Source organism: Streptococcus oralis SK304 (genome assembly GCF_000287715.1).
Classification (GTDB): Bacteria; Bacillota; Bacilli; order Lactobacillales; family Streptococcaceae; genus Streptococcus; species Streptococcus oralis_Y.
In genome coordinates this window covers 186,439-208,461 of the sequence record NZ_ALJN01000016.1, presented here as the reverse complement: position 1 = coordinate 208,461, position 22,023 = coordinate 186,439, and the positions used below count along the sequence as shown (strand labels likewise).

21 protein-coding genes, 1 pseudogene and 1 other annotated feature are annotated in these 22,023 nt (G+C 39.7%); of the genes and pseudogenes, 1 reads left to right on the top strand and 21 read right to left on the bottom strand.

Going from position 1 to position 22,023, the window contains the following annotated elements; all coding sequences use genetic code 11:
• Positions 1 to 16 precede the first annotated feature (16 nt).
• From HMPREF1125_RS07925 to mecA, 20 genes and pseudogenes are all read right to left on the bottom strand, one after another.
• Positions 17 to 259, bottom strand: coding sequence for a hypothetical protein (locus HMPREF1125_RS07925; RefSeq protein WP_000627865.1), 243 nt, complete (start codon positions 257 to 259; stop codon positions 17 to 19).
• Between the two features lie 20 nt (positions 260 to 279).
• Complete coding sequence (locus HMPREF1125_RS07920) at positions 280 to 2,157, bottom strand: VirD4-like conjugal transfer protein, CD1115 family (RefSeq protein WP_002883241.1); 1,878 nt, start codon at positions 2,155 to 2,157, stop codon at positions 280 to 282.
• The gene (locus tag HMPREF1125_RS07915) at positions 2,157 to 2,645 is read right to left on the bottom strand and encodes a hypothetical protein (RefSeq protein ID WP_000093681.1); all 489 of its coding nucleotides are present in this window, start codon (positions 2,643 to 2,645) and stop codon (positions 2,157 to 2,159) included. The genes HMPREF1125_RS07920 and HMPREF1125_RS07915 overlap by 1 nt, the downstream gene beginning before the upstream one ends.
• Positions 2,635 to 2,934 carry a hypothetical protein gene (locus HMPREF1125_RS07910; RefSeq protein ID WP_000869759.1) on the bottom strand — a complete coding sequence of 100 codons (300 nt, stop codon included), beginning with the start codon at positions 2,932 to 2,934 and terminating at the stop codon, positions 2,635 to 2,637. Before HMPREF1125_RS07910 ends, HMPREF1125_RS07915 begins: the two co-directional genes overlap by 11 nt.
• Positions 2,935 to 3,247: 313 nt before the next feature.
• The gene (locus tag HMPREF1125_RS07905) at positions 3,248 to 3,835 is read right to left on the bottom strand and encodes a CPBP family intramembrane glutamic endopeptidase (RefSeq protein WP_000821268.1); all 588 of its coding nucleotides are present in this window, start codon (positions 3,833 to 3,835) and stop codon (positions 3,248 to 3,250) included.
• A 2-nt stretch (positions 3,836 to 3,837) separates the two neighbouring features.
• On the bottom strand, positions 3,838 to 4,071 hold the full coding sequence (locus HMPREF1125_RS07900) for a hypothetical protein (protein ID WP_000840776.1): 234 nt from the start codon (positions 4,069 to 4,071) through the stop codon (positions 3,838 to 3,840).
• 12 nt (positions 4,072 to 4,083) lie between these two features.
• On the bottom strand, positions 4,084 to 4,464 hold the full coding sequence (locus HMPREF1125_RS07895; protein ID WP_000566551.1) for a hypothetical protein: 381 nt from the start codon (positions 4,462 to 4,464) through the stop codon (positions 4,084 to 4,086).
• Positions 4,457 to 4,906, bottom strand: coding sequence for a hypothetical protein (locus HMPREF1125_RS07890; protein WP_000645882.1), 450 nt, complete (start codon positions 4,904 to 4,906; stop codon positions 4,457 to 4,459). The genes HMPREF1125_RS07895 and HMPREF1125_RS07890 overlap by 8 nt, the downstream gene beginning before the upstream one ends.
• Positions 4,890 to 6,248, bottom strand: coding sequence for a DNA (cytosine-5-)-methyltransferase (dcm, locus tag HMPREF1125_RS07885; protein WP_000668589.1), 1,359 nt, complete (start codon positions 6,246 to 6,248; stop codon positions 4,890 to 4,892). The genes HMPREF1125_RS07890 and dcm overlap by 17 nt, the downstream gene beginning before the upstream one ends.
• 99 nt (positions 6,249 to 6,347) lie before the next feature.
• Positions 6,348 to 7,127, bottom strand: a complete 780-nt coding sequence (locus HMPREF1125_RS07880; RefSeq protein WP_000822771.1) for a replication initiator protein A — start codon at positions 7,125 to 7,127, stop codon at positions 6,348 to 6,350.
• On the bottom strand, positions 7,124 to 7,297 hold the full coding sequence (locus HMPREF1125_RS12600) for a hypothetical protein (protein WP_000159607.1): 174 nt from the start codon (positions 7,295 to 7,297) through the stop codon (positions 7,124 to 7,126). The genes HMPREF1125_RS07880 and HMPREF1125_RS12600 overlap by 4 nt, the downstream gene beginning before the upstream one ends.
• 201 nt (positions 7,298 to 7,498) lie before the next feature.
• Positions 7,499 to 7,867 (bottom strand): 50S ribosomal protein L7/L12, encoded by a 369-nt coding sequence (gene rplL / locus HMPREF1125_RS07875; RefSeq protein ID WP_001196962.1) that lies wholly within the window; start codon positions 7,865 to 7,867, stop codon positions 7,499 to 7,501.
• 74 nt (positions 7,868 to 7,941) lie between these two features.
• The gene (gene rplJ / locus HMPREF1125_RS07870; RefSeq protein ID WP_001287266.1) at positions 7,942 to 8,442 is read right to left on the bottom strand and encodes a 50S ribosomal protein L10; all 501 of its coding nucleotides are present in this window, start codon (positions 8,440 to 8,442) and stop codon (positions 7,942 to 7,944) included.
• A gap of 38 nt (positions 8,443 to 8,480) precedes the next feature.
• Positions 8,481 to 8,616: a sequence feature (ribosomal protein L10 leader region), on the bottom strand.
• Between the two features lie 62 nt (positions 8,617 to 8,678).
• Positions 8,679 to 9,937: pseudogene (locus HMPREF1125_RS07865) on the bottom strand (TRZ/ATZ family protein).
• Between the two features lie 100 nt (positions 9,938 to 10,037).
• Positions 10,038 to 11,786 carry an ABC transporter ATP-binding protein gene (locus tag HMPREF1125_RS07860; protein WP_001254282.1) on the bottom strand — a complete coding sequence of 583 codons (1,749 nt, stop codon included), beginning with the start codon at positions 11,784 to 11,786 and terminating at the stop codon, positions 10,038 to 10,040.
• 1 nt (position 11,787) lies between these two features.
• Positions 11,788 to 13,512, bottom strand: coding sequence for an ABC transporter ATP-binding protein (locus HMPREF1125_RS07855; RefSeq protein WP_000681718.1), 1,725 nt, complete (start codon positions 13,510 to 13,512; stop codon positions 11,788 to 11,790).
• A 59-nt stretch (positions 13,513 to 13,571) separates the two neighbouring features.
• A complete protein-coding gene (gene msrB, locus HMPREF1125_RS07850) occupies positions 13,572 to 14,510 on the bottom strand; it encodes a peptide-methionine (R)-S-oxide reductase MsrB (RefSeq protein WP_000818211.1) in 939 nt (312 codons plus the stop codon).
• 99 nt (positions 14,511 to 14,609) lie between these two features.
• Positions 14,610 to 15,479, bottom strand: coding sequence for a homoserine kinase (gene thrB, locus HMPREF1125_RS07845; protein WP_000707046.1), 870 nt, complete (start codon positions 15,477 to 15,479; stop codon positions 14,610 to 14,612).
• A gap of 1 nt (position 15,480) precedes the next feature.
• Positions 15,481 to 16,767 (bottom strand): homoserine dehydrogenase, encoded by a 1,287-nt coding sequence (locus tag HMPREF1125_RS07840; RefSeq protein WP_000216367.1) that lies wholly within the window; start codon positions 16,765 to 16,767, stop codon positions 15,481 to 15,483.
• A 148-nt stretch (positions 16,768 to 16,915) separates the two neighbouring features.
• A complete protein-coding gene (mecA, locus tag HMPREF1125_RS07835; protein ID WP_000782709.1) occupies positions 16,916 to 17,656 on the bottom strand; it encodes an adaptor protein MecA in 741 nt (246 codons plus the stop codon).
• A gap of 122 nt (positions 17,657 to 17,778) precedes the next feature.
• Between mecA and HMPREF1125_RS07830 the strand changes: the two genes are divergently transcribed.
• Positions 17,779 to 19,257 (top strand): oligosaccharide flippase family protein, encoded by a 1,479-nt coding sequence (locus HMPREF1125_RS07830; protein ID WP_000789701.1) that lies wholly within the window; start codon positions 17,779 to 17,781, stop codon positions 19,255 to 19,257.
• 45 nt (positions 19,258 to 19,302) lie between these two features.
• Here the strand turns inward: HMPREF1125_RS07830 and HMPREF1125_RS07825 are convergent, their stop codons facing one another.
• The gene (locus tag HMPREF1125_RS07825; protein ID WP_000792507.1) at positions 19,303 to 22,011 is read right to left on the bottom strand and encodes an MBL fold metallo-hydrolase; all 2,709 of its coding nucleotides are present in this window, start codon (positions 22,009 to 22,011) and stop codon (positions 19,303 to 19,305) included.
• Positions 22,012 to 22,023: the final 12 nt, after the last annotated feature.

Genomic DNA, 22,023 nt, shown 5'->3' with positions numbered 1-22,023 from the left:
GTCATTGTTTATCCTCCTAAATTGAAATTTGAGTTACAAAGGCTCCAGCAGCCCCTACCATAACACCACCGACAATTTCCAGAATGGCATTCCGAACACCTGGTCCACCATCTTTAATGTTGGTTGCAAGATTGACAATCCCCACAACAACGAGAAAGGCACCAACCGCAATCAATCCCTTCTGTAACAAAGACATAGCTTGTGCAAACATGGCACTTGCGTCTACTCCATAAACAAAACCTTTAAAATGCGTAATCATCTATTTCCTCTTTTCTATTTTTATTTTAAACTAGATTCAAAAGTTAAATCACGAATTCTAAGGCCTTCAAGATGGTTTTCTTGTCTTTGATTTAAAGGATTGATCTGATAGTTCCACCACCGTTCATCGGTTTCTTGATTGGCTAGGTACTTCCAGTTTGGATGCTTAGTGGAATTGTATTTTTTGCTTTTAAAGACTGGCATATTAGCAATTCGAACCAAGCATTCATGCCGTTTCATATTTCCGACTTCATCAGGTGTCATTAAATCACGAGCAATCTTTTGATGAGAAAGGGATCCTGAACCTGTCTGGCCAAAGGAACGACTAGTATTTCGAACATCAATGGTTTGTTTACCGAGTAAGCCACTCATAAATTTAAAGGTATCTTCATCATTCCCACCTAAGTAGACTAAGCTATCACAGTTCCCCAAAATGGTTTTCCAAGCTTCTTTTTCTTTATAGAGCCCTTGAAGTTGGGCAATATTTTGTAGAATAGGAACGAGACTCATATTACGAGAACGAACTGTTGAGGTTTGTTCAGCAAAATCTGGAATTTCTCCGATATTTGCGAACTCATCTAAGTAGACTCTCACATGAAGAGGCAATTGACCCTTAAAATCAATATCTGCTTGTCTTGTTAGGGTTTGAAATACGGTTGAAAAAAAGAGGGCTGAAAGAAAGCGAAAGGTACTATCGTTATCTGGGATAACTAAGTAAACCATTGATTTTTTCTGGCCCCATGTCTTCATATCAAGGGTATCTCTTTTGGTCAAATCCATGACACTTTGAATATTGAAGAGGGCAAATTTAGCAGTGGTTACAGCTATAACAGAATCCAGAGTCTTATCCTTATAATTTTGAAAATCTGCCCAATTTCGCATGGTAAAATTTTCAGTTCCATACTTTTTAGCATAATTTTCAAATAGAATTTCTAAGACACTTTTTTCTTGGTTTTCACCCTTGGATAAGTGTTTAATGAGTTTTGAGATTTCAGCAAAACTTGGATAACGCCCTCGTTTTTTTCGCTCTTCCACTTCTTTTTTTTGACGTTTCAACAAGTTTTGATATTCCTTTTGACTTAAACGACTTTCTTCTATGAGCTGTTCTCTTGTTTTAGGTGGGTTATAGAAATCGACCAAGTAGGAGGCTAAAGCTCGTACCAAAGTCATAGAAGCTTCATCCCAAAATGGATCACTACGAGATCCAGAGCCTTTGGTGTTATTGAAATAAACCGTCAGCATGCGATTCAAATCATTTTCTGTCTCTATATAGCGAAAAGGATTGAAGCCATCTGAGTTCTTCATATTGACTAAATCTAACACCTTTACTTGGTAGCCATTTTCTAAAAAGAGTTTGCCTGTTTTTTCGGCCAAGTGGTCTTTAGGATCTACTACAATATTAGAACTATTCATCTGAATCAGATTAGGTTTCACAAAGCGAAATGTCTTCCCACTTCCTGAACCTCCGATCACCGCAATATTCTTATTTCTATCATATTGGGGTGGTTTTTTATCTAATAATGTCAAACGAACATCCTGTGCTAATATCGTATCATGAGAAAATTCTTTACCGTAAAAGAGCTTCTTTTCTTTTAGAGTTCCAAAACGGGCGCTCCCGTATTCTACCCCTTCTCGGTATTGTTTTTTACCGGTCTCTAAATAGAGATAAGCCAGCAACATCATCACAAATCCTAGTAGAAAAAAAGCACTTGATTTTCCAGTAAAGGAAACATTCCATGGCGACTGAAGAACTTCATCTTGACCTTCCATCAGAAGATGAGTCCATTTATCTAAGCTATTTCCAGTATAGGAATCATACAAAAGCGTCAAACGATGGAAAAGATAGCCTAGTAAGATACCTAACAGTGAGAATAATAGGAATTTCTTTCCACTGTACATCATCTCACCATCTCTTTCTGTTTGACGGCTCCTTCTTGTGCAAAGGTAATTTGGGATTTAGCCTCATCAATTGCATCGTCTATTGACTTATCCATGGTAAAATCAGCTAATTTCTCCGGATCATTAACCATTTTTTCTAACAGATGGTCTAAATGATTGTCTAGAATCGAACGGTCTTTCGTGTAGAAATGCAGAGAATCCCCTTGCCAAGCGATGGCTAAAGGAATCTCTTCTTTTTCTAAAAAATCTTTAAATTTCTCTATATCAATTGGTTTGTCTAAAAAATCTTTTTTCAGATTAATCGTATCAATCGAATAAGGAGATTGTAGCAATTCTTCTAATTTCTGTACCCCTATCTTATAGGCGGAATCTTGTGCTAAAGCCTGACGTCTAGACCATTCTAGAATCTTTAAGAGACTTTTGACGGTAAATAAAAGACTACGCTCAGCATATTGAACTGCCATTCGTTCCTGTTGTTCAGAGGACATCTGATGCCTCCTTCTTCACAAATAGCAGCTTTCCTTCTTTATAACGATAAGCTATCAATTTCTGACGTTGCTTAATTGACTTGACAACCTGCAGTAAATCTCTCGAATAAGGTTCTCGAAGAGTAACTTCTACTGCTTTCCCATCAATGATACCAACACGTTTAAACTCAATGTAGTCTTTTTTGAGATGTCCTAAGCCCATACCAAAGGGAAAGTGATGAATCAATTGGATGGTACAACCACCTTTATTTCCCATTTGTTTCAAATCATACAAGTTTACTACCTTCATGATTAACTCCTTTATCTAGTTTGTCGCATCGTTTAAGTCTGGTAACGATAAACTCCGTGTCTGTTAGAAAATTCTCACACACGTCTTGTGCCAGTTGCCCTTCACAGGGAAATACTCTCAGTCCCTACTTACACAGGCACGCTAATCAAGACGGAGTGGATTCAATTTTCAAAGAACAGGTAGCTTTATTATAGATAAGAGTAGTTGAAATTTTTATCACATTTCTTATTTTTCTATCGAGCTAAATTCATATTCATCAAATAGTTTGAAATAAAAGACTAACATTGTTACATAACGTTAGCATTTCATTTCCCTAAACAAGCAGCAAACTATAAACTAGTAGGTTCCACACCAAATGCAGCCCCATACTGCCCCATAAGTCCGATTTATAGCGCACCATCCCTAAAAACATTCCCAATGAAACATATAAACACCAAGCTAGAATGGTTCCTGGATGATGTACTAAGGCAAATAAAACACTTGTCAAAGCAACTCGAATATCTAATTTTCTGACCAAGTTCCATAAAATTTCTCGATACAAAAATTCTTCAACCATACTCGCATTGATTAAGAACAATAAAAATGAAAACCAAGGAACTTGATGTTGAAGGCTAATTAAGTTTGCTTGATTCGTGCTTCCTTGAGCATGGATTAGGCTAAAACATAGACTTATAATCAGTAGACTGGCTAATCCAATACCAATCCATTTTATCCTAGTTTTCATATTGACCTTGGCCACTTGTTTACGTTGACCATACATCCATAAAAAAGAAATGAGCGACCCACCATAGAGAATCTGTAGTATAGTTAACTCACCGATACAAAGCAATTTCAGTAAGTATAGGGATAGTAATAGGACATTTACTTGTTGGAATATATAAACTGGAATTATTCTTTTCATAGTTACCTCCGAAATAAATCTTCATAATCTAAATCTAATACCTGCACAATCCTTTCTACCCATGGACTTTGAGGCATTCGTTGTTCCATCTTATAGTGACGAATCTTTTGATACAAACGATTCAATTCACTTGGATAGTGAAACTCTCCCGCAAACATTTTTCTGGTTAACTCAATCCAGCTGATATTTCTTTCAGCCAAAATAATGGACAAGTTCTCCCAAAATCGTTCAGCCATATTGCTTCTCCTTTAGTTAGATAAATAATGTGTTTGTGCCATGTAAATCAATTGTTTCGTATCTCTTGGCAATAAAGCTCTAGCTTCCTCTAGATTCAGATTTGGATAAACCCTCTTATTTGAAACCGCAAGAGGAAGTCTAATAGTTAGTTCAGGATTTTTTAATATCATTTCAATGAAATCTGTTAATTTTAGATTGTCACGGTTCTTAAATCGTAATAAATTAGGAGATAAAAACTCAAAACAATCTGAAGAATAGCTCATCATCTCAATTAATTTATCCTTTGTCATTTCAGAAACTGAATGACAAGATACCTCGATGCCATAGTTTTGGAAGAATTCTAAAAGAAGTTGATTTCTTTGGCTATTTTTACTTAGATAGAGATCAATCATGGGAGACCTCCCAAAGATTCGGTTCCATTTGATATTCTGAGACGATTAAGGAATCTAATAAATTTGCGAAGTTAATCGGTTTCTTGTCTTCATCATAAGCTTTTACAGTTACTTGGGTTGTAAGTATTCCCTCTTTTCCCTCGGCTCGATAGCCTTGTCCATATAAAACAAAAACAAGATTTTGATGATCATCTACAAAGGCATCAGCTCCGTTCTTTATATCCTGACTTTCAAGGAATTCCATAATGTTTTGAAGATAGGATTCGTAAAATAGGGGGTAGTTGTGTTTTTTATGGTAATCATCTAAAAATGTCACCTCAAACTCACATGGATAATTGGGCATCAAAAATATTTGTTCATCCAGCTGTTTGATTTCTGCGTCATGTAATTCTGTTTCTAATTCATCACAATCTAGTATTGATTCTTTATTTAATGCTTTCATCTTTTTCCTCTATTTCTTTTAATTTTTTTGCGATTGCGGCAATCACAGGAACGGTTACACTATTACCAGCTTGTTTATAGAGCTGACTATTACTAGAGACTTTTCTAGCAGCTTCAAAAGCCCAATCAGGAAAGCCCTGCAGTCTAAAACACTCTTTAGGAGTGATTCGTCGTATCCTCAAACGGTAAAATTGCCCATCAATTAAGACACCAGCTACTTGGTAAACTTGTTTATCTTCTCCTTCATAGCTAGCCACTACTACTCCCATTTGCCCACTAGTTGTTAACGTATTCGCTATACCTTTTCCAACTCTACCACGACGATACTGAGAACTTGGTCTTTCTAAATTGATTGAATCCCCAATCTCTGCTTGAGCATATCCTTTTTTCGTTGCTTCCCGTACTTTTAGAAATTGGATTGGTTCTGGAATTAGTATTTTGGGGATTTTATCTCCACCTTGCATTGTAGTCAGTGTTGGAGATAAGCCCTCACTTCCATAGATGCGACCAGTTTCCTTAAAGCTAGTTGGTAAATCTCCAACAACTACAATACCATGACGATCTTGAGTATTTAAAGTAAACATCGCCTCTTGGTTTTCCTTAAAGCGTCTACCATTTTGTCTCTTGTCTAATCTATCTGGTGTAATGCAAGGAATCGCAACCTTAAATCCTTCTCCTTTTCCACGAACTAATGTTGGCGCAAGACCTTCTGAATAATAGACTTCACCACTCATTCCACATCTTGATGGATTCAAATTTCCTAGTGCTTTCAAAGTCTCAGAGTTAGTTGCTTGACCTTCTCGTCTGAAAGGAAATAAGAGTCTGGTACCTTTCTTTCTAGAATGTCCGATAATAAACACCCTCTCTCTGTTTTGGGGAATGCCAAAATCCTTACTGTTAAGCACCTGCCACTCAACATCAAACCCCAACTCATCAAGTGTGGTAAGGATTGTGGTGAACGTCCGTCCCTTATCGTGATTGAGTAGGCCTTTAACATTTTCAAGAAAAAGAAAACGTGGTTGGATTTGTTTGGCCGCTCGAGCAATTTCAAAGAATAAAGTTCCTCTAGTATCTTCAAATCCCAATCGTCTTCCTGCGATTGAAAATGCTTGACAAGGGAATCCCCCACAGATGACATCGACTTTCCCTCTAAGTTTTTTAAATTCGTCATCTGAAACATCTCGTATGTCATGAAATTCAATTTCTCCTTCCGTTTGAAAAATGGACTTATAAGATTTCCTAGCAAATTTATCAATCTCACAAAATCCAATACACTCGTGTCCAACACTTTCCATTCCAAGTCGAAAACCACCAATACCTGAAAATAAATCAATAAATTTCATTTCTTTATCCCCCCTTCCTGATCGACTATCAATGTCCAAAGTGTCACTCCACTTGAAATGACAATGAGCATAACTAATATCCACTCTATTGGCGACATTTTAACCACCTCCTTTTCTAACGCGGTTGTTCCAAACAGAATACAAGCCATTAAACACAAATTCAGCCAAAACTTCCGCTCGTCTAACAAAGCGAACATTGTCAAGAGCATACTGATAGATTCTCTCAAAATCAGTCATAGCAATTTCACTGGCTGTTTCAGAAAAGCCTTCTCGTCTAAATTGATCTTGTACCAATCCCCAAATATAATCTCGATCATATTTTGTGACCTTTTCTACTTTTCTTTTCAAGATAGGTTGAGTATTCCTATCCTCCTCATCCTCAATAAATAAAGAATCAGTCTCACTATATTTAGTCTCACTAACTTCAGTCTCACTAGGGGCTGAATATGAGACGGGGGCCGTTTCATTTTCAACCTGCCCTAGTCTTTTTTTAACACTAGGCCTGTTTGAATTACCTACTGGGGTAGAAGACAATTCCCCTAAATAAATCTTATTAGCTAGTCTTCCTTTCTCACTTGAAGACTGTTGGACTTCATCAATTAAGTCATATTCTTTAAGAATTTTTTTGATTGTCAGTAATTTCGACTTCGAACAACCTAATAGCTTCATCAGTTTAGAATTAGAAAATACTAAATAGACCGCGCCCTCTTCATCTATCCAACCACGACTGAGAGATAATTCTAAACGATCTTTTAAAATAGAATAAGCCACCTTTACTTCTAGTTTCATATCCATATATTTCTCATCCTCAAAAAGAATTTTAGGTAATTTGTAATACCGTTCTGAAGTTTGGTATTGATTTGCGGTGATTCGTTTCATAGCGCTCCTCCAAGTTCTTTGAGTATTAAATCTCCACTTGATTCCAATCGAACCAAGCCACTTTTTTCTAATTCAGCCATAAGAGAGATGGCTTCAACAATATCAATACCCATTTCACGTACTAAAAATGAAATGACAATATAGCGTGATGATTGTAATTCTTTTGTCATTTTCCCTCCTGAAAATAAAAAAAGGAGAACAATATTCAATTGTTCTCCACGATAAATTTGTTAAAAAGAAAAACCCTGCCAAATTAATTTTTGGTAGGGTTTTTGGTAGGAAACTAAATTAATTTATCAGTTTCTAAAATGTGTTCACGATTCTAAAAGGCTGATACTATAGTATTCCGAATTCTAATTGGTATATGCCTCTTATTTAAGAGTAACTGAAGCTCCAGCTTCTTCCAATTTAGCTTTGATTTCTTCAGCTTCTGCAGTTGGAACGCCTTCTTTGATAACGCCTGGTGCACCATCAACAAGTTCTTTAGCTTCTTTAAGTCCAAGACCAGTGATTTCACGTACAGCTTTGATAACGCCAACTTTTTTGTCACCAGCAGCTGTCAATTCAACGTCAAATGAATCTTTAGCAGCACCAGCGTCAGCAGCACCAGCTGCAGCTACAGCTACAGGAGCAGCTGCAGTTACACCAAATTCTTCTTCGATAGCTTTTACAAGGTCGTTCAATTCAAGGATTGAAGCTTCTTTAATTTCAGCAATAATGTTTTCAATGTTCAATGCCATTGTTATTTCCTCCAAATAAGTTTTTAATTATATAATAGTTTTTTCGTAGCTATGCTACGCTGCGTAGCTTAAGATTAAGCTGCGTCTTCTTTGTTGTCTGCAACCGCTTTGACTGCAAGAGCAACGTTGCGCACTGGCGCTTGAAGTACAGAAAGGAGCATAGAAAGAAGTCCTTCGCGGTTTGGAAGAGTTGCAAGAGCAACGATTTCTTCTTTAGATGCGACAGCGCCTTCGATTGCACCACCTTTAATTTCAAGTGCTTCAGCGTTTTTAGCAAAGTCGTTCAAGATTTTCGCTGGTGCGATAACATCTTCATTAGAAAATGCTACTGCCGATGGTCCAACAAAAACAGATGCAAGGTCTTCAAGACCAGCTTTTTCAGCTGCACGACGCAAGATTGAGTTTTTAATGACTTTATACTCAACTTCGCTTCCACGAAGCTCACGACGAAGAACTGTATCTTGATCAACTGTCAAACCACGAGCGTCTACAACGACGATAGATGCAGCAGCTTTCATTTTTTCAGCTACTACGTCAACTAGTTCCGCTTTTTTAGCAATAATTGCTTCACTCATTAGTGTGTTCACCTCCGTAATTATTTTGCTTGGGGAATTTTTTCAAAAGAAAAACGCGCCCAAACCTAGACACGAAAGTACAATACGCTTCTTTTTACATGATACGTTTTGTCCTCGGTAGGATCTTTATGAGTCGAGCTCCCCTACTGTCTTAGGCAGTTTTTTCAAACCGTATATAAGTATAGCATAGACAAAAAAAGAATGCAAGATTTTTGCAAACTTTTTTTGAAATTTTTTTAAATCTCTACCGTCAAAACTTTGCCTTGCTTGACAACTTGTTCTCCTGCAATATAGACATCGTCAACATCACTGGATTTGACTGCGTATACGAGGTGAGAGAGCATATTTTCCTGAGGTTGAAGATGGATTTTTCTCTGTGGTTGAATCACGAGAAAATCTGCCTGCTTGCCGACTTCTAGGCTTCCTATCTGCTTTTCCATTCCAAGGACCTTGGCACCTTCTATCGTCAGAGCTTTGAGGGCTGTCTCGATGGGAAATTGACTGGCATCTCCACTTTTCATCTTCTGAAGAAGAGCTGCAGTCCGTCCTTCCTCAAACATATCAAGGTTGTTGTTGGAAGCAACCGAATCTGTCGCAATACCTACTGCCACTCCTGCTTTTTGAAGTTGGATGATTGGAGCAATTCCTGAGGCCAGCTTGAGATTGCTGATAGGGTTGTGGGCAATAGCCACTTGAGAGGATGCCAAGCGCTTAATTTCTCGCTCGTTTAATTCGACCCCATGAGCAAAAACGGACGGATGGTCTAAGTAACCCAATTCTTCGAGAAAGGCGAGGGGGCGTTTGCCGTATCGTTTCAGGATAATTCCTGACTCCTCCTTGGTCTCCGCCACATGGATATGGATAGGAATGTCCAGCTCTTTTGCCATATCTAAGCTCGCTTCCAGCAAGTCTCTACTACAGCTATACGGAGAATGTGGAGCTACCATAACCTTGAAATTTGGATTTTCATATCCTAAAATTTCCTCTATAATGGTTCGTGTTCTGTTTATGGTCTCAGCAGTTGTTTCTGCCTCTGAAGAAAAGAGGGTCGGTGAGAAATAACAACGCATCTTAGATGCCTTGACTGCCTGATAAATTCTCTCAATATCCACACCATTGGGATTATACATATCGCTAAAGGTTGTTGTCCCTGACTGGAGCATCTCCGTCAGAGCTTCTTTGACCGCCTTGGTAGTCATGTCGGGAGTAAATCCTGCTTCTGCTGGCCAAATATAGTCATTGAGCCATTCGTGGAGATTGCTATCATCTCGGATTCCGCGTAGCCTGTCATAGCAGAATGGGTATGGCAATTGATCAAACCAGGCATAATCCAAGCCCCTTGATAGTCTATAATCTGCTCGGCTTGATCTAAAATCTCTTGCTTCTCTTGACCAACATAGATGATTTGAGAATCCTTAACAGCCAAAATACCATCCAGATGCACGTGGAAATCTTGGTCACAAGTCACGATATTTACATGCTGATAGGCTTTCATTGTTTTCTCCTTCTAAGACCCTGATTTTTTCTAGCTATTGTAACAAAAAAGTCACCCGAAGGCAACTTTTTTTGTCCATAAGATTTCAAAATAGAAAGGATTATTCAGAGCTAAAATCTGAAGCTTTTTGCATTTGGTAATACTTGCCCTTTCTAGCCATGAGGTCATGATGGTTACCATGCTCAACAATATCACCATCTACTAAGACTAGAATCAAATCCGCATCCTGAATAGTTGACAAACGGTGAGCAATGATAAAACTTGTGCGCCCCTTCATCAGTTTAGCAAAGGCATCCTGAACCAGCACTTCTGTACGGGTATCGATAGACGAAGTCGCCTCGTCTAAGATAAGAATCTTAGGAATAGCTAGAAAGACTCGGGCGATTGTCAAGAGCTGGGCTTGACCGACAGATAGTGATTCTCCTGCATTTTCCAACTTGGTATCGTATCCCTGTGGCAACTGTTGGATGAAAAAGTCTGCATTGGCTGCTTTTGCAGCAGCAATCACCTGCTCCCGACTGGCTTCAGGATTGCCAAAGGCAATATTGTCATGAATGGTCCCTTGCTTGAGCCAAGTTTCCTGTAGCACCATCCCAAACTGTTGTCTCAATGATGCTCGGGTATAGTCGTAAATGGAACGACCATCTAACAAGATATCTCCTGAGTTAATAGGATAAAAACGCATGAGAAGATTGATGAGAGTTGATTTTCCGGCACCTGTCGGACCAACAATGGCTACCTTGCTACCAGCTGGAATATCAATAGATAAATCCTTAATCAAGATCTTTTCAGGATTGTAACCAAAAGAGACATGTTTAAAGGAGATAGCTCCCTTAACTTGGTCACTGGTCAAGACTTCCTTACCTGTTTCAGCCACCTCAGGGCTCTCTAAGACAGCATAAACACGCTCTGCACAAGCGAGAGCACTTTGCAATTCGGCTAGAACTGAAGAAATATCGTTAAAGGGCTTGGTGTACTGTTGGACATAGTTCAAAAAAGTCACTAAACGACCGATGGTCAAGGTGGAACCCATCATGATACGATAAACTCCTACTCCAGCTAAAAGCGCGTAAATGAGTGCATTGACAAAACGAGTCGAAGGATTGACCGTTGATGAATAAAAGATGGCTGACTGAGAATAGCCTGCATAGTTGGCATTCGCCTCGTGTAGTCTTTGGATAAACTCTGTTTGAGCATTGAAAGTCTGGATAATAGTTTGCTGGCTAAGCGATTCTTCAATCAACTGAGTCTGAATCCCCCTCGTCTCTGTTTGCTTCTGGAAGAGATGATAAGATTTCTTGGCAATAAAGCGTGAAATCACCATGGACAGTGGCGTCAACAGCAAGACCAAGAGGGTCATGAGGAGATGAATTTGGAGCATAGCCAGAATACTAACCAAAATCATCAAGACACCAATGAAAAATTGATTAAAAATCATGGTCAAGCCAGCTGCCAACTGCTCTATGTCCGTGGTCACACGACTGACCATCTCTCCACTTCCTTGCCTATCTACAAAGGCAATCGGTAAACGATGGAGCTTATGGATGATTCGCTCTCGCAAATCTTTAGTATAAGAGAAGATTAGGCGATTATAAAGAAGAGGATTGGCCCATTGTACCAGTGTATTTCCTATTACCACCAAGATCATCTGGAGAAAAATCTGACAAAAAACTGGTGAAGAACCAGCCACTAGGACTTGGTCAATGACCTGCCCAATCAAGATAGGTAGATAAATTGATAAGCCAACTTGGGCAATAGTTCCTAGAAAGGCTAGAAAAAGGAGGAAGGGATGGCTTGCTAAATCCTTAGCCAAACGTTTGAGCGTCTGGTTTGCGGTTTGTCGTCTCATGCTAGTCCTCCTTTCCATGTTGGGATGCATTGATTTCCCGATAGACTTGGCTGGATTTCATCAAGTCATCGTGCTTGCCAACAGCTAGTAGCTCACCTTTTTCCAAGAGGAGAATCTGGTCAGCCATCTGAAGTGTCGAAGTCCGTTGAGAAATCAAGATTAAGCTCGTGTTTGGCAAATTTTCTCGAATAGATTTCAAGAGCTTGGACTCGGTAATGGTGTCGAGGGCCGAGGTTGCATCATCTAGGATGAGAAACGGAGCTTGGCGCAGGACTGCTCGGGCGATAGACAACCTTTGTTTTTGTCCACCTGAGAAATTTCGTCCTCCTGCCTCAACTATGGCGTCTAAGAGTCCTTCCTTTTCACTGACAAAATCCTTTGCTTGCGCAATCTCCAAGGCCTGCCAGAGTTCTTGGTCAGTTACTTCTTGATTGAAACCCAAAGTCAAGTTGGAACGAATAGTTCCTTTAAAGAGCTCGACTTTTTGAGGCACATAGGCAATCCAAGACCTCCACTGCTCCAAATTAAGAGGACTACGTCCATCTCTATAAAGGTTAATGCTTCCCTTATCTGCTGGATATAGACCAAGTAAGACTTGCACCAAGCTTGATTTACCAGAACCCGTTCCCCCAATGATACCAAGGATTTGCCCTTGAGTCATATCAAAGGAAATGCCTCTCAGAGAAGGCTGGGCCGCATCAGGATAGGTAAAAGTCAATTCTTGGACTTGTAAAACCTGATTACTGATAACTTGCTTTTGTTCTAACTCCGAATGGATATCTTCTGGAGCCTCAGCAAAGACTTCCTCGATTCGTTTAGCTGAGATATAAGACTGATTGAGAGAATTAATCAACATAGCTAGCTTGACCAATTCCACCAAAATCTGCAAGAGATAGTTGATAAGGGCAATGAGGGCACCTTGACTGAGTAAACCTCCTTGAATTGAAATATATCCCTGCCAGATGATAACGAGGAGAGTTCCATTAACAATCAGATAGGTCAGAGGTGTTAACAAACTAGACCAGAAGCCCGTCTTTTCTTGCAATCTAGCATAAACTTGGTTAAGAGTTTGAAAAATTTGTAACTCTCGTTTTTCCTGACCAAAAGCACGAATAACTCGCATGCCTTGTAATTGCTGACGCGTCTCCTGAACCAGTTGGTCCGTTTTCTTTCTGAGACTACTGTAGAGAGGATTGACCAGTCGAGAGAGACCGACAATAACGATTGTCAAAAAACCAACCATGACCAAAAACCAAAAAGTCAGCTCAGCTGAGATACGATAGGCCATAAAGATTGCACCAAAAACGATAATAGGCGCTCGCAAAAAGAGGCGCAGGAATTGATTGATACCAGTCTGTATCTGGTAGGTATCAGAAGTCAAGCGAGTCACCAAGCTAGAAGTTGTCAAACGGTCTCTGCTGTCCTTAGATAAAGAAAGAATATGACGATAGAGGTCGTTTGTCAGTTCCTTGGTAAACCCAACCGCTGCCTTGGCTGAGTAAAACTGGGCTACCAAGGCCACTAAAATGCCAATCACTGCAAAGATAAGAAGCAGGCCAATCTGCATCCAAAGGTGCCCTTGATCTCTCTGAGGCAAGGACTGGTCAACAATCCCAGCAATCACCATGGGAACCAAGAGTTCAAAAACAGCTTCTAGCAGCTTGAACAGGGGTGCCAAAATTGATTCTTTAATGTAGGGTTTGAAGTAAGATAGTAAGTGTTTCATAAATCCCTTCTATTCTTATTCTGGAAATGAAGAAAGTGGGAAGCCCCACCCTCTCAGTTTTATTTGTTTAAGTAAGGTAATAGATAGCCATATCCTGCTTCTTCCATCTCATCCTTGGCTACAAAGCGCAAGGATGCCGAATTGATACAGTAACGGAGGCCACCTAACTCCTGAGGTCCATCTGTGAAAACATGACCCAAGTGAGCATTTCCTGACCGAGAACGAACCTCGATTCGCTCCATCCCATGGCTCAAGTCCTTGTAGTAATGAATCAATTCCTTAGAAATCGGACGACTAAAACTTGGCCAACCACAACCTGAAGCAAACTTATCCTTAGCAAAAAAGAGTGGCTCACCCGTCGTGATGTCTACATAAATCCCTTCTTCAAAGGTCTGGTCATAAGCATTGCTAAATGGAGCCTCTGTTGCAGCTTCTTGGGTGACACGGTAAGACTCTGCTGACAAACTTTCCCTTAACACTTCTTGACTAGGCTTTTCATAATTTGAGGCGTCAATCAATGGCTTCTCAGCATCTGTCACATCGATATGACAGTAACCGGAAGGATTTTTCTTGAGATAGTCTTGATGATAGTCTTCAGCCAGAATATAGTGGCGAAGTTTCTCCACTTCTACTGCAATCTTTCGACCCAACATACGCTCCTGCTCCCGCACCACTGTATAGATAGCGGGCAAGTCTGCTTCATCCTGATAATAGATTCCCGTTCGATATTGGCGACCACGGTCATTTCCTTGCTGATTGATAGATAAGGGATCAATAACACGGAAATAATAGAGCAAAATCTCTCTGAGTGACACTACTTTCTCATCATAAATCACTTGAACAGTCTCTGCATGGTCTGTTTCTTTGAGCAACTGATAATTGGTCGTTTCGACTTGGCCATTAGCGTAGCCGACACTGGTTGTTAATACGCCTGAAATTCGTGAAAAATACTCCTCTAGGCCCCAAAAACAACCACCTGCTAGATAAATTTCTGCCATCTTCGTTTCTCCTCTATCAAGTTTTTAACTAGACTTCTTTTCAAAAAAAGGACAGGAAGCCCTCTAATCAAGAGTTTCCCCATCCTGTCTTCTATTTCTTTATTTTGCTTGGATACGGACACCTTGGGTATCCACCTTCAAATCATGAAGTTTGCCTTTGAAAGACTGCTTTTGCAATTCTGCCTTAATCGCCGGCATCTTGTCATGAGAAGCCAAGACCATAACTGTTGGCCCGGCACCAGAAAGATAGGTTGCATAGGCACCATTCTCTTTGGCTACTTGCTTAATCGTCGCAAATTCACGGACCAGACTTTGACGATAACGCTCGTGGAAGAGGTCCCCCTCGATTGCTTGTCCAGCTGTCACCATATCTCCTGCTAACAAGGCTGCAACAGCAACATTTGCGATAGAACTAGCTGCAACTGCTTCCTTGTAGGGCAATTTTTTAGGCAAGACACCACGACTGTCTCGAGTACGCAATTCATAGTTTGGAATGTAGGCTAGGAAATCACATTCTGGGAAGTCTGCTACGATAGCAGAGACTTGCCCTTCAACGGAACTTGCAATAACGAGTTTACCATAAATAGCTGGAGCCACATTGTCAGGATGTCCTTCAATCTTGGTCGCCAGCTGCAATTTGTCATGGTCAGATAAGTTGAGCTTGGCCAGTTGGTTGGCCAGTTCAATCCCAGCAACGATAACCGAGCTAGAAGAACCCAAACCACGCGCCAGGGGAACATCACTGATCATTTTCAAGCGTCTCGGTTGCAAATCAGGCGCAATTTGCAAGGCAATCTTAAGCAAAAGATTACGCTCGTCATGGGGAATCCATTTGCCAATCTGGTGTTCAATCAGCCACTCATCTCGTTCTTCACAGACCTCAATTTGAAGATACTTGGTAACAGCTACACCGACCGAATCAAAACCTGGCCCGATATTAGCACTGGTTGCAGGTACAACAATCTTCATCCTATTCTCCTAACACCTTGAAGGTATTCAAAAGGTCAAATTCTGAAGCTTTGGCCAACTCAGCTGAAACATTCTCAAGTTGTGCTTTATTGATCTTATGAGTAATAATCACTACACGTGCCTTGTCACCCTCTTTGCCATCTTGGAGGATTTGCTTGAAGGAAATATCTTGAGCATTAAAGATTTCAGCCAGTTTCAAGACCTGACCTTTTGAGTCTGGTGCCAAGATTGAGAAGTAATAATTGGCTTTGACATCTTCTGGATTTGCCAAGACAAGTTCACGGCTATATTCGTTGAAGTCTTTGCCAATGGTGCCATCATTCAAGCGACGAACGATACGGACAATGTCCGCTACAACACTTGTTGCAGTTGGTTTTTGACCAGCACCTGGTCCGTAGTACATAGACTCACCGATACCAATAGATTCTACAAAAACAGCGTTCATTACCCCATTCACACTGGCAAGTGGATGTGCTTTAGGAAGGAAGGTTGGAGTTACTTCCGCAGCAATACCTGAAGGAGTTTCCTCGATAGAACCTACCAATTTCACTACATAGCCGAGGTTTTGGGCAACAGCTACGTCTTCTGGTGTGATGTTGCGGATTCCCTTGTGGGCTACATCGTCAAAGGCAACCTTCATGCCAAAAGCAAATTGGCTCAAAATCACCATCTTATAAGCTGCGTCAATCCCATCCACGTCATTTGTTGGGTCACTTTCTGCAAATCCAAGTCTTTGAGCTTCAGCCAAAGCATCATCATAAGACCAGCCTTCTTCGACCATTTTGGTCATCATAAAGTTAGAAGTTCCGTTAACGACACCAAGAACTCGCGTGATTTTATCAGAAGCCAATGAATTTGCTAGAGTGCGAAGAATTGGAATCCCACCAGCTACTGCTGCTTCGTAGTAAAGTGCTACATTATGATTTTTAGCGATTTCTAACAATTCTGCACCATGGACAGCCAAAAGGTCCTTGTTAGCAGTAACAACGTGTTTCCCAGCTTCTAAGGCACGAGTGATAAAGGTCTTAGCTGGCTCGATACGCCCCATCAATTCCACTACGATAGTAATATCCTTGTCTGATAAAATATCGTCTACATTGGTTACAAAGTTAAAGTCATTTCCTGCTGCAAGCAAGCGGTTCTTTTCATCTTCATCCTTGACCAATACCTTGGCCACTTCAATCTCTGAATGAGCTGACTGAACGATTTTTTCTCCATTTTCCTTTAGGAGGAATGGCACACCACTTGCAACGGTACCAAATCCAAGTAAAGCAATTTTAACTGTCATGTTTATCTCCTAGAAATTTTCTGATATAGCCATTATAACAGAATTTTGTGAAAATTCCTAATATAGTAAATCACTATTTCAGTCTAGAAAAGAAAAAACGAATCATCTGATTCGCCTTTTCTGATAAGTAAAAATTGATTTCTAAAAACTATGAATGAATTTTTTGAAGACCGAGAACTGCATCGTGATTGATCAAGATTTGCCCATACTCTTGCAAAACTGAACGACTGATGTCACTATCATCTGCAAATTCACGCATACGAGCCAAGAGCCAGGCTGGATATGAACTTGGATGATTTTCCACATCAACTAAGATTGTCAAATAATAGTGGTCATTCATCTTATAGAGTTCAGATGTTTCCATCTGGTAGTTAACCGTCTTTGCAAAAGCAACTAAGTCAGCAAGACTTGCAAAGCGCAAGATATAGTAGATATAAGGTTCTTTCTTACTCTCAGTTTCCTTTTCTGTTTGCTCTTGCTCTTCTTCCTTTGCTTCGACCTGCTCTAGAGATTGGATAGCTTCAATATCGTCTTTGGTCTTGTCTGCAATGCTCTTTTCCAAGGTTTTGAGAAATTCATCCGGCGACATTTGAGCTAATTCTTCCATGTCTGGTAGATCCGCCAAATCTTCAAAATCCAGATTCTGGTCAATCTTGGACTTGGTCACAAAGACGTCGACCTTATCAGGTTTTGGCGTCACACGAAAACTCAACATGCCACTATCCAAGAAATTGTCTGGCATCTCTAATTCATCTAAAATAGCATAGAAAAACTCTTCGGTTTTTTCCTGAGGAACGAGAAAGTCTGCAATCTCCATTCCCCGATCCATCAAATCATCTAAAGTCATCGTGATTTTTAGTGTTGTATCACTAATTTGTTTCATCTTCATATCTAGTAACCTCATACTTTCAGTCTATCTATTATACTAGATTTTTACGATTTTATCAAAAGAATGAAGCGAGAATGTGATATAATACTAGATATGATTTTAGATTTAAGAAAGAAAGTTCAATGAAAAATATAAAAGTAAATGCCTTGGCCAGCCTGCTGGTCAATATTCTCAATATCGTTTTTCCACTGATAACCAACCCTTATCTGACGCGGATTCTCAGTAAATCCAATTACGGTTATTTCAATACGGCCAATACCTGGGCTAGCTTTGTTATTCCACTAGCTGCCTTTGGGATATACAACTACGGGATTCGAGCTATTAGTAAGGTCAAGGATGACAAGAATAAAATCAACTACGTCTTTTCTAAGTTATTTTATATCTCAGTTTTTACCTCTCTCCTGACCACTGGTATCTACTTCCTCATTATCTTCTTTGACGCCAGTATTGAGAATCTGAAAGTCCTCTACTACATCCTAGGGGCCCAAGCGCTCTTCCAATTTCTCAATATTGAATGGATGAACGAGGCTTATGAAAACTATGCCTTCATCCTCTACAAAACATTAATTATTCGAATTACCATGCTGGTCGCTATCTTCGCCTTCGTTAAAACGGCAGATGATATCGTTCCTTATGCTATCGTTATGACAGCGACCACTATCCTAAACTACCTGCTCAGTTTTCTTTGGATTAAGAGAGAAGTTTCTTTTGTTAAGATCGGTTTCGTCGAATTAGCTAAAGCTTCTAAACCGCTCTTTACTATGCTTCTCTTAGCAAACGCTAATATGCTTTATACCTTGCTAGATAGAATGTTTATCACCAAGGGACCGGATGAGAACTATATTTCCTACTATACAATTGCCTATAGTATCGTCATGTTGATTGCTAGTGTCTTGAGTGGAGCTATCAACGTCAGTATTCCACGCCTTGGCTACTATCTCGGTAAAAAGGATTACAAGTCCTATAATTATCTCGTGAATCAAGCGGCATCCTTATTCTATTTCCTTATGGTTCCAACTAGTATCGGGATTATGATATTGGGACGGTACGCAACTGTTATTTATTCTTCTGAAAAGTATCTTGAAGCGGGTATCGTAACTAGCGTCTTCGCTTTTCGTACCATCATTTGGGCTATTGAATTGATTCTTGGTAAACAGATTATCTTTATCAATGACCATGAAAATCGTTTAACTGCCTTCTACTTCCTCGGTGGTGGCGCTAATATTCTATTAAATAGTATCTTGTATTTCAATAATATTTTTGCACCTGAGTATTACATCGCTACGACCATTATCGCAGAAACTATCGTCGTTTTACTTGAAATTCATTTTATCAAGAAACATCAACTGATTAGTTTAAAAGAAATTTTTATAACCTTAACACGTTATAGCTTCATATCCCTTGGTTTTATCCCAATCTTCTATATTTTCAAGATGATTTTCCAAATCAATTCCTACACAGTAAACTTCAATATGATTCTCATGGTTCTTTCTACCGTAGCAACTTGTGGTATCTATTATCTCTTGGCCCTCTTTATCGCCAAAGACAAAACACTCCACTATGCACTGAACCTTGTACTTGCTAAATTAAAACGAAATTAAAAAATCCCCTACTGATAAATTAGTTGCCAGTAGGGGATTTCTTCTTTATTCTTTTTCCTTCTTTCCAGAAGCCTTGGCTTCTAGGTTTGAATCTTGTTTAGGTTGTTCAACAATAGAGGAATTAGCTTCTTGTTTCTGTTCTGGCTTAACTGCCTCGCTATTTACAGCAGCAACAGCCTGTTTCCAGATACCTTCTTCGTTTACTTTATAACCATCAGGTGTTGTTGCGTTCTTCAACAAAGAACCATCAGCTTGGAAATAGTACCAATTACCATCAAGCTGTTTCCAACCAGTTTGCATAGCTCCTGATTCATCAAAGTAATAATGATCACCATTTACTTTATGAAGGCCAACCAACATGATGCCATCTTCAGGATTTAGATAATACCAGACGCCTTTGTCTTTTATCCAACCAGTTTTCATGGCTCCATTTGATTCAAAGTAACGGTAATGATTATCAAACCATTTCCATCCAGTTTGCATGGCTCCAGATCTGCTAAAGTAATATTGCTTACCATCTACTTGATGGAGGCCAACTAACATAACGCCTTCCTTACCTTCAAGATAATACCAGGCATCACCATCTTTTAACCAACCAGTTTGGACTGCGCCAGACGTAGCGTAATAATGCCAAGAATCATTTGACCACTGCCATCCAACTTGCATAGTACCTGCAGAGCTGAAGAGATAGTTCTTACCGTCAATTTCTTTAGAGCCTACAGCCATGATACCTGTTTCTGGATCCAAATAATACCATGATTCATTATCTTTCAACCAACCAGTTTTCATAACTCCAGAACTTGCGAAATAGTTCCAGTGACCATCAACAAAGGCCCAGCCTGTTTGCATGGCACCACTGGCATTCAAATAGTAACGGACACCATTGATATCTTGGCTTCCAGTTAACATGATGCCATCTTTATCCAAATAATACCATGTTTCCTGATCCTTGACCCAACCAGTTTTCATAGCTCCAGAACTTGCAAAATAGTTCCAGTGACCATCAACAAAGGCCCAGCCTGTTTGCATGGCACCACTAACATTCAAATAGTAACGAACACCATTGATATCTTGGCTTCCAGTTAACATGATGCCATCTTTATCCAGATAATACCATGTTTCCTGATCCTTGACCCAGCCAGTTTTCATAGCTCCAGAACTTGCAAAATAATTCCAGTGACCATCAACAAAGGTCCAGCCAGTTTGCATGACACCTTCTTGATTAAAGTAGTACGTGCTTCCATTGATATTCTTTTTACCGACAGTCTTTAGCCCATCCTCATCATAGAAATACCAATCTGAATCAATCTTTTGCCAAGTTGAAGGCTTACCTGCTGCTTGGAGTGCACCACTTTCGCTAAAGAACATCTTCTTGCCATTATAGACTTGATGTCCCGTTAGCATCTTCCCATCTGCCGCAAAGAGATACTTTTTCCCTCCAATTTCAGAGAGCTCGCTAAATCGTCTAGCACCATTTGATTGGATATAATACCAAGAGTCATCTAGTTTGAACCAACCACCAGTTTGCATTTTACCATTTTGGTTCAGATAGTAATCATTCCCTTTGGCATTTTCTCCCCAGTCGTCGTTAAGATGAAGCCAGCGACCTGCTTGCATTTGTCCTTTTCCGTTAAAGAAATAAGTGGCTCCGCCAATCTCTCTCCAGCCGATAGCCATTTCTCCGTCAGTCAAACGATATTTCCAATAACCATCTTCTTGATACCATTTTTCGTCAACTACAGGGATATCAGGGAAGGTATTTGAAACATTAGCAAATCCTTTATCGCTAATATCAAAAACGGTAGCATCTTGAGTTTGGCTAGCAGCATGAAGAACCTGAATATTTTTCTTCTGAAGGTATTCTCTGGTTGAAGCAACATTAATATCTCCACCAGTTGTCTGAATAACCATTTTTGGTGATAAGTTTTCAAGGAAATTAATCGTATTTGAAATTGTCGCATCATAATGGTGGTTCCATTTCATCATATCAACCTTGCCGATAACTGGACCTAACTTATCTTCTGCTCCCTCGGCATTATCCAAATCTCCACCAAGATAGATTCTCTTTCCTGCCACAGTCACCACTGAAACAATGGAGTTGGAGTTATCATCTCGAACTCTTTTCAGATTCCCATCAGCATCATATTCATTCTTATAGTTATAGAGTTGGATATCCATATCACCTAATTTAAAGTGACTATCCTCATCTGTAATATTCTGAATAAGAGTAACCCCTCGTTTTTGAGCCGCTCTCAAAGCATTATCATAATTAAAAAGATTATCCCAAAGTCCCCAGTGTGAGGTGATCCGATCATCTGAATATTTTTTCAGATAAAACTTATCAACTTGATAACGATTAAGTATCTCATCTGCTCCGCCGATATGATCACTATGGACATGAGTTCCTAGAATAAAATCTAATTTTTTTACACCTATTTGATCCAGGTGGCGAATCAAGCGATCTTCCAATACTTGATTATTTCTCATGGAAATTCCCCAGCGGCTTGGATAGCGTGGGTCACTCCCATCAGGGAAATCATAGTCTTCTCCCATATCAATCAAAGCATAATGACCATTACTTTCCAGAAGGATGGCATCACTTCCAGATTTTGCTTTAGTATTTATGAAATGGATACGATTGCCCGAACCTGCAGAGATAGTATCTGCATCTACTCCTTGCGATAACTGAATCAGTAATAGAAAGAATGCGAGAACACTATATCTAACTGATTTTAATAACCATTTATTTTTCACCTTGAACACTCC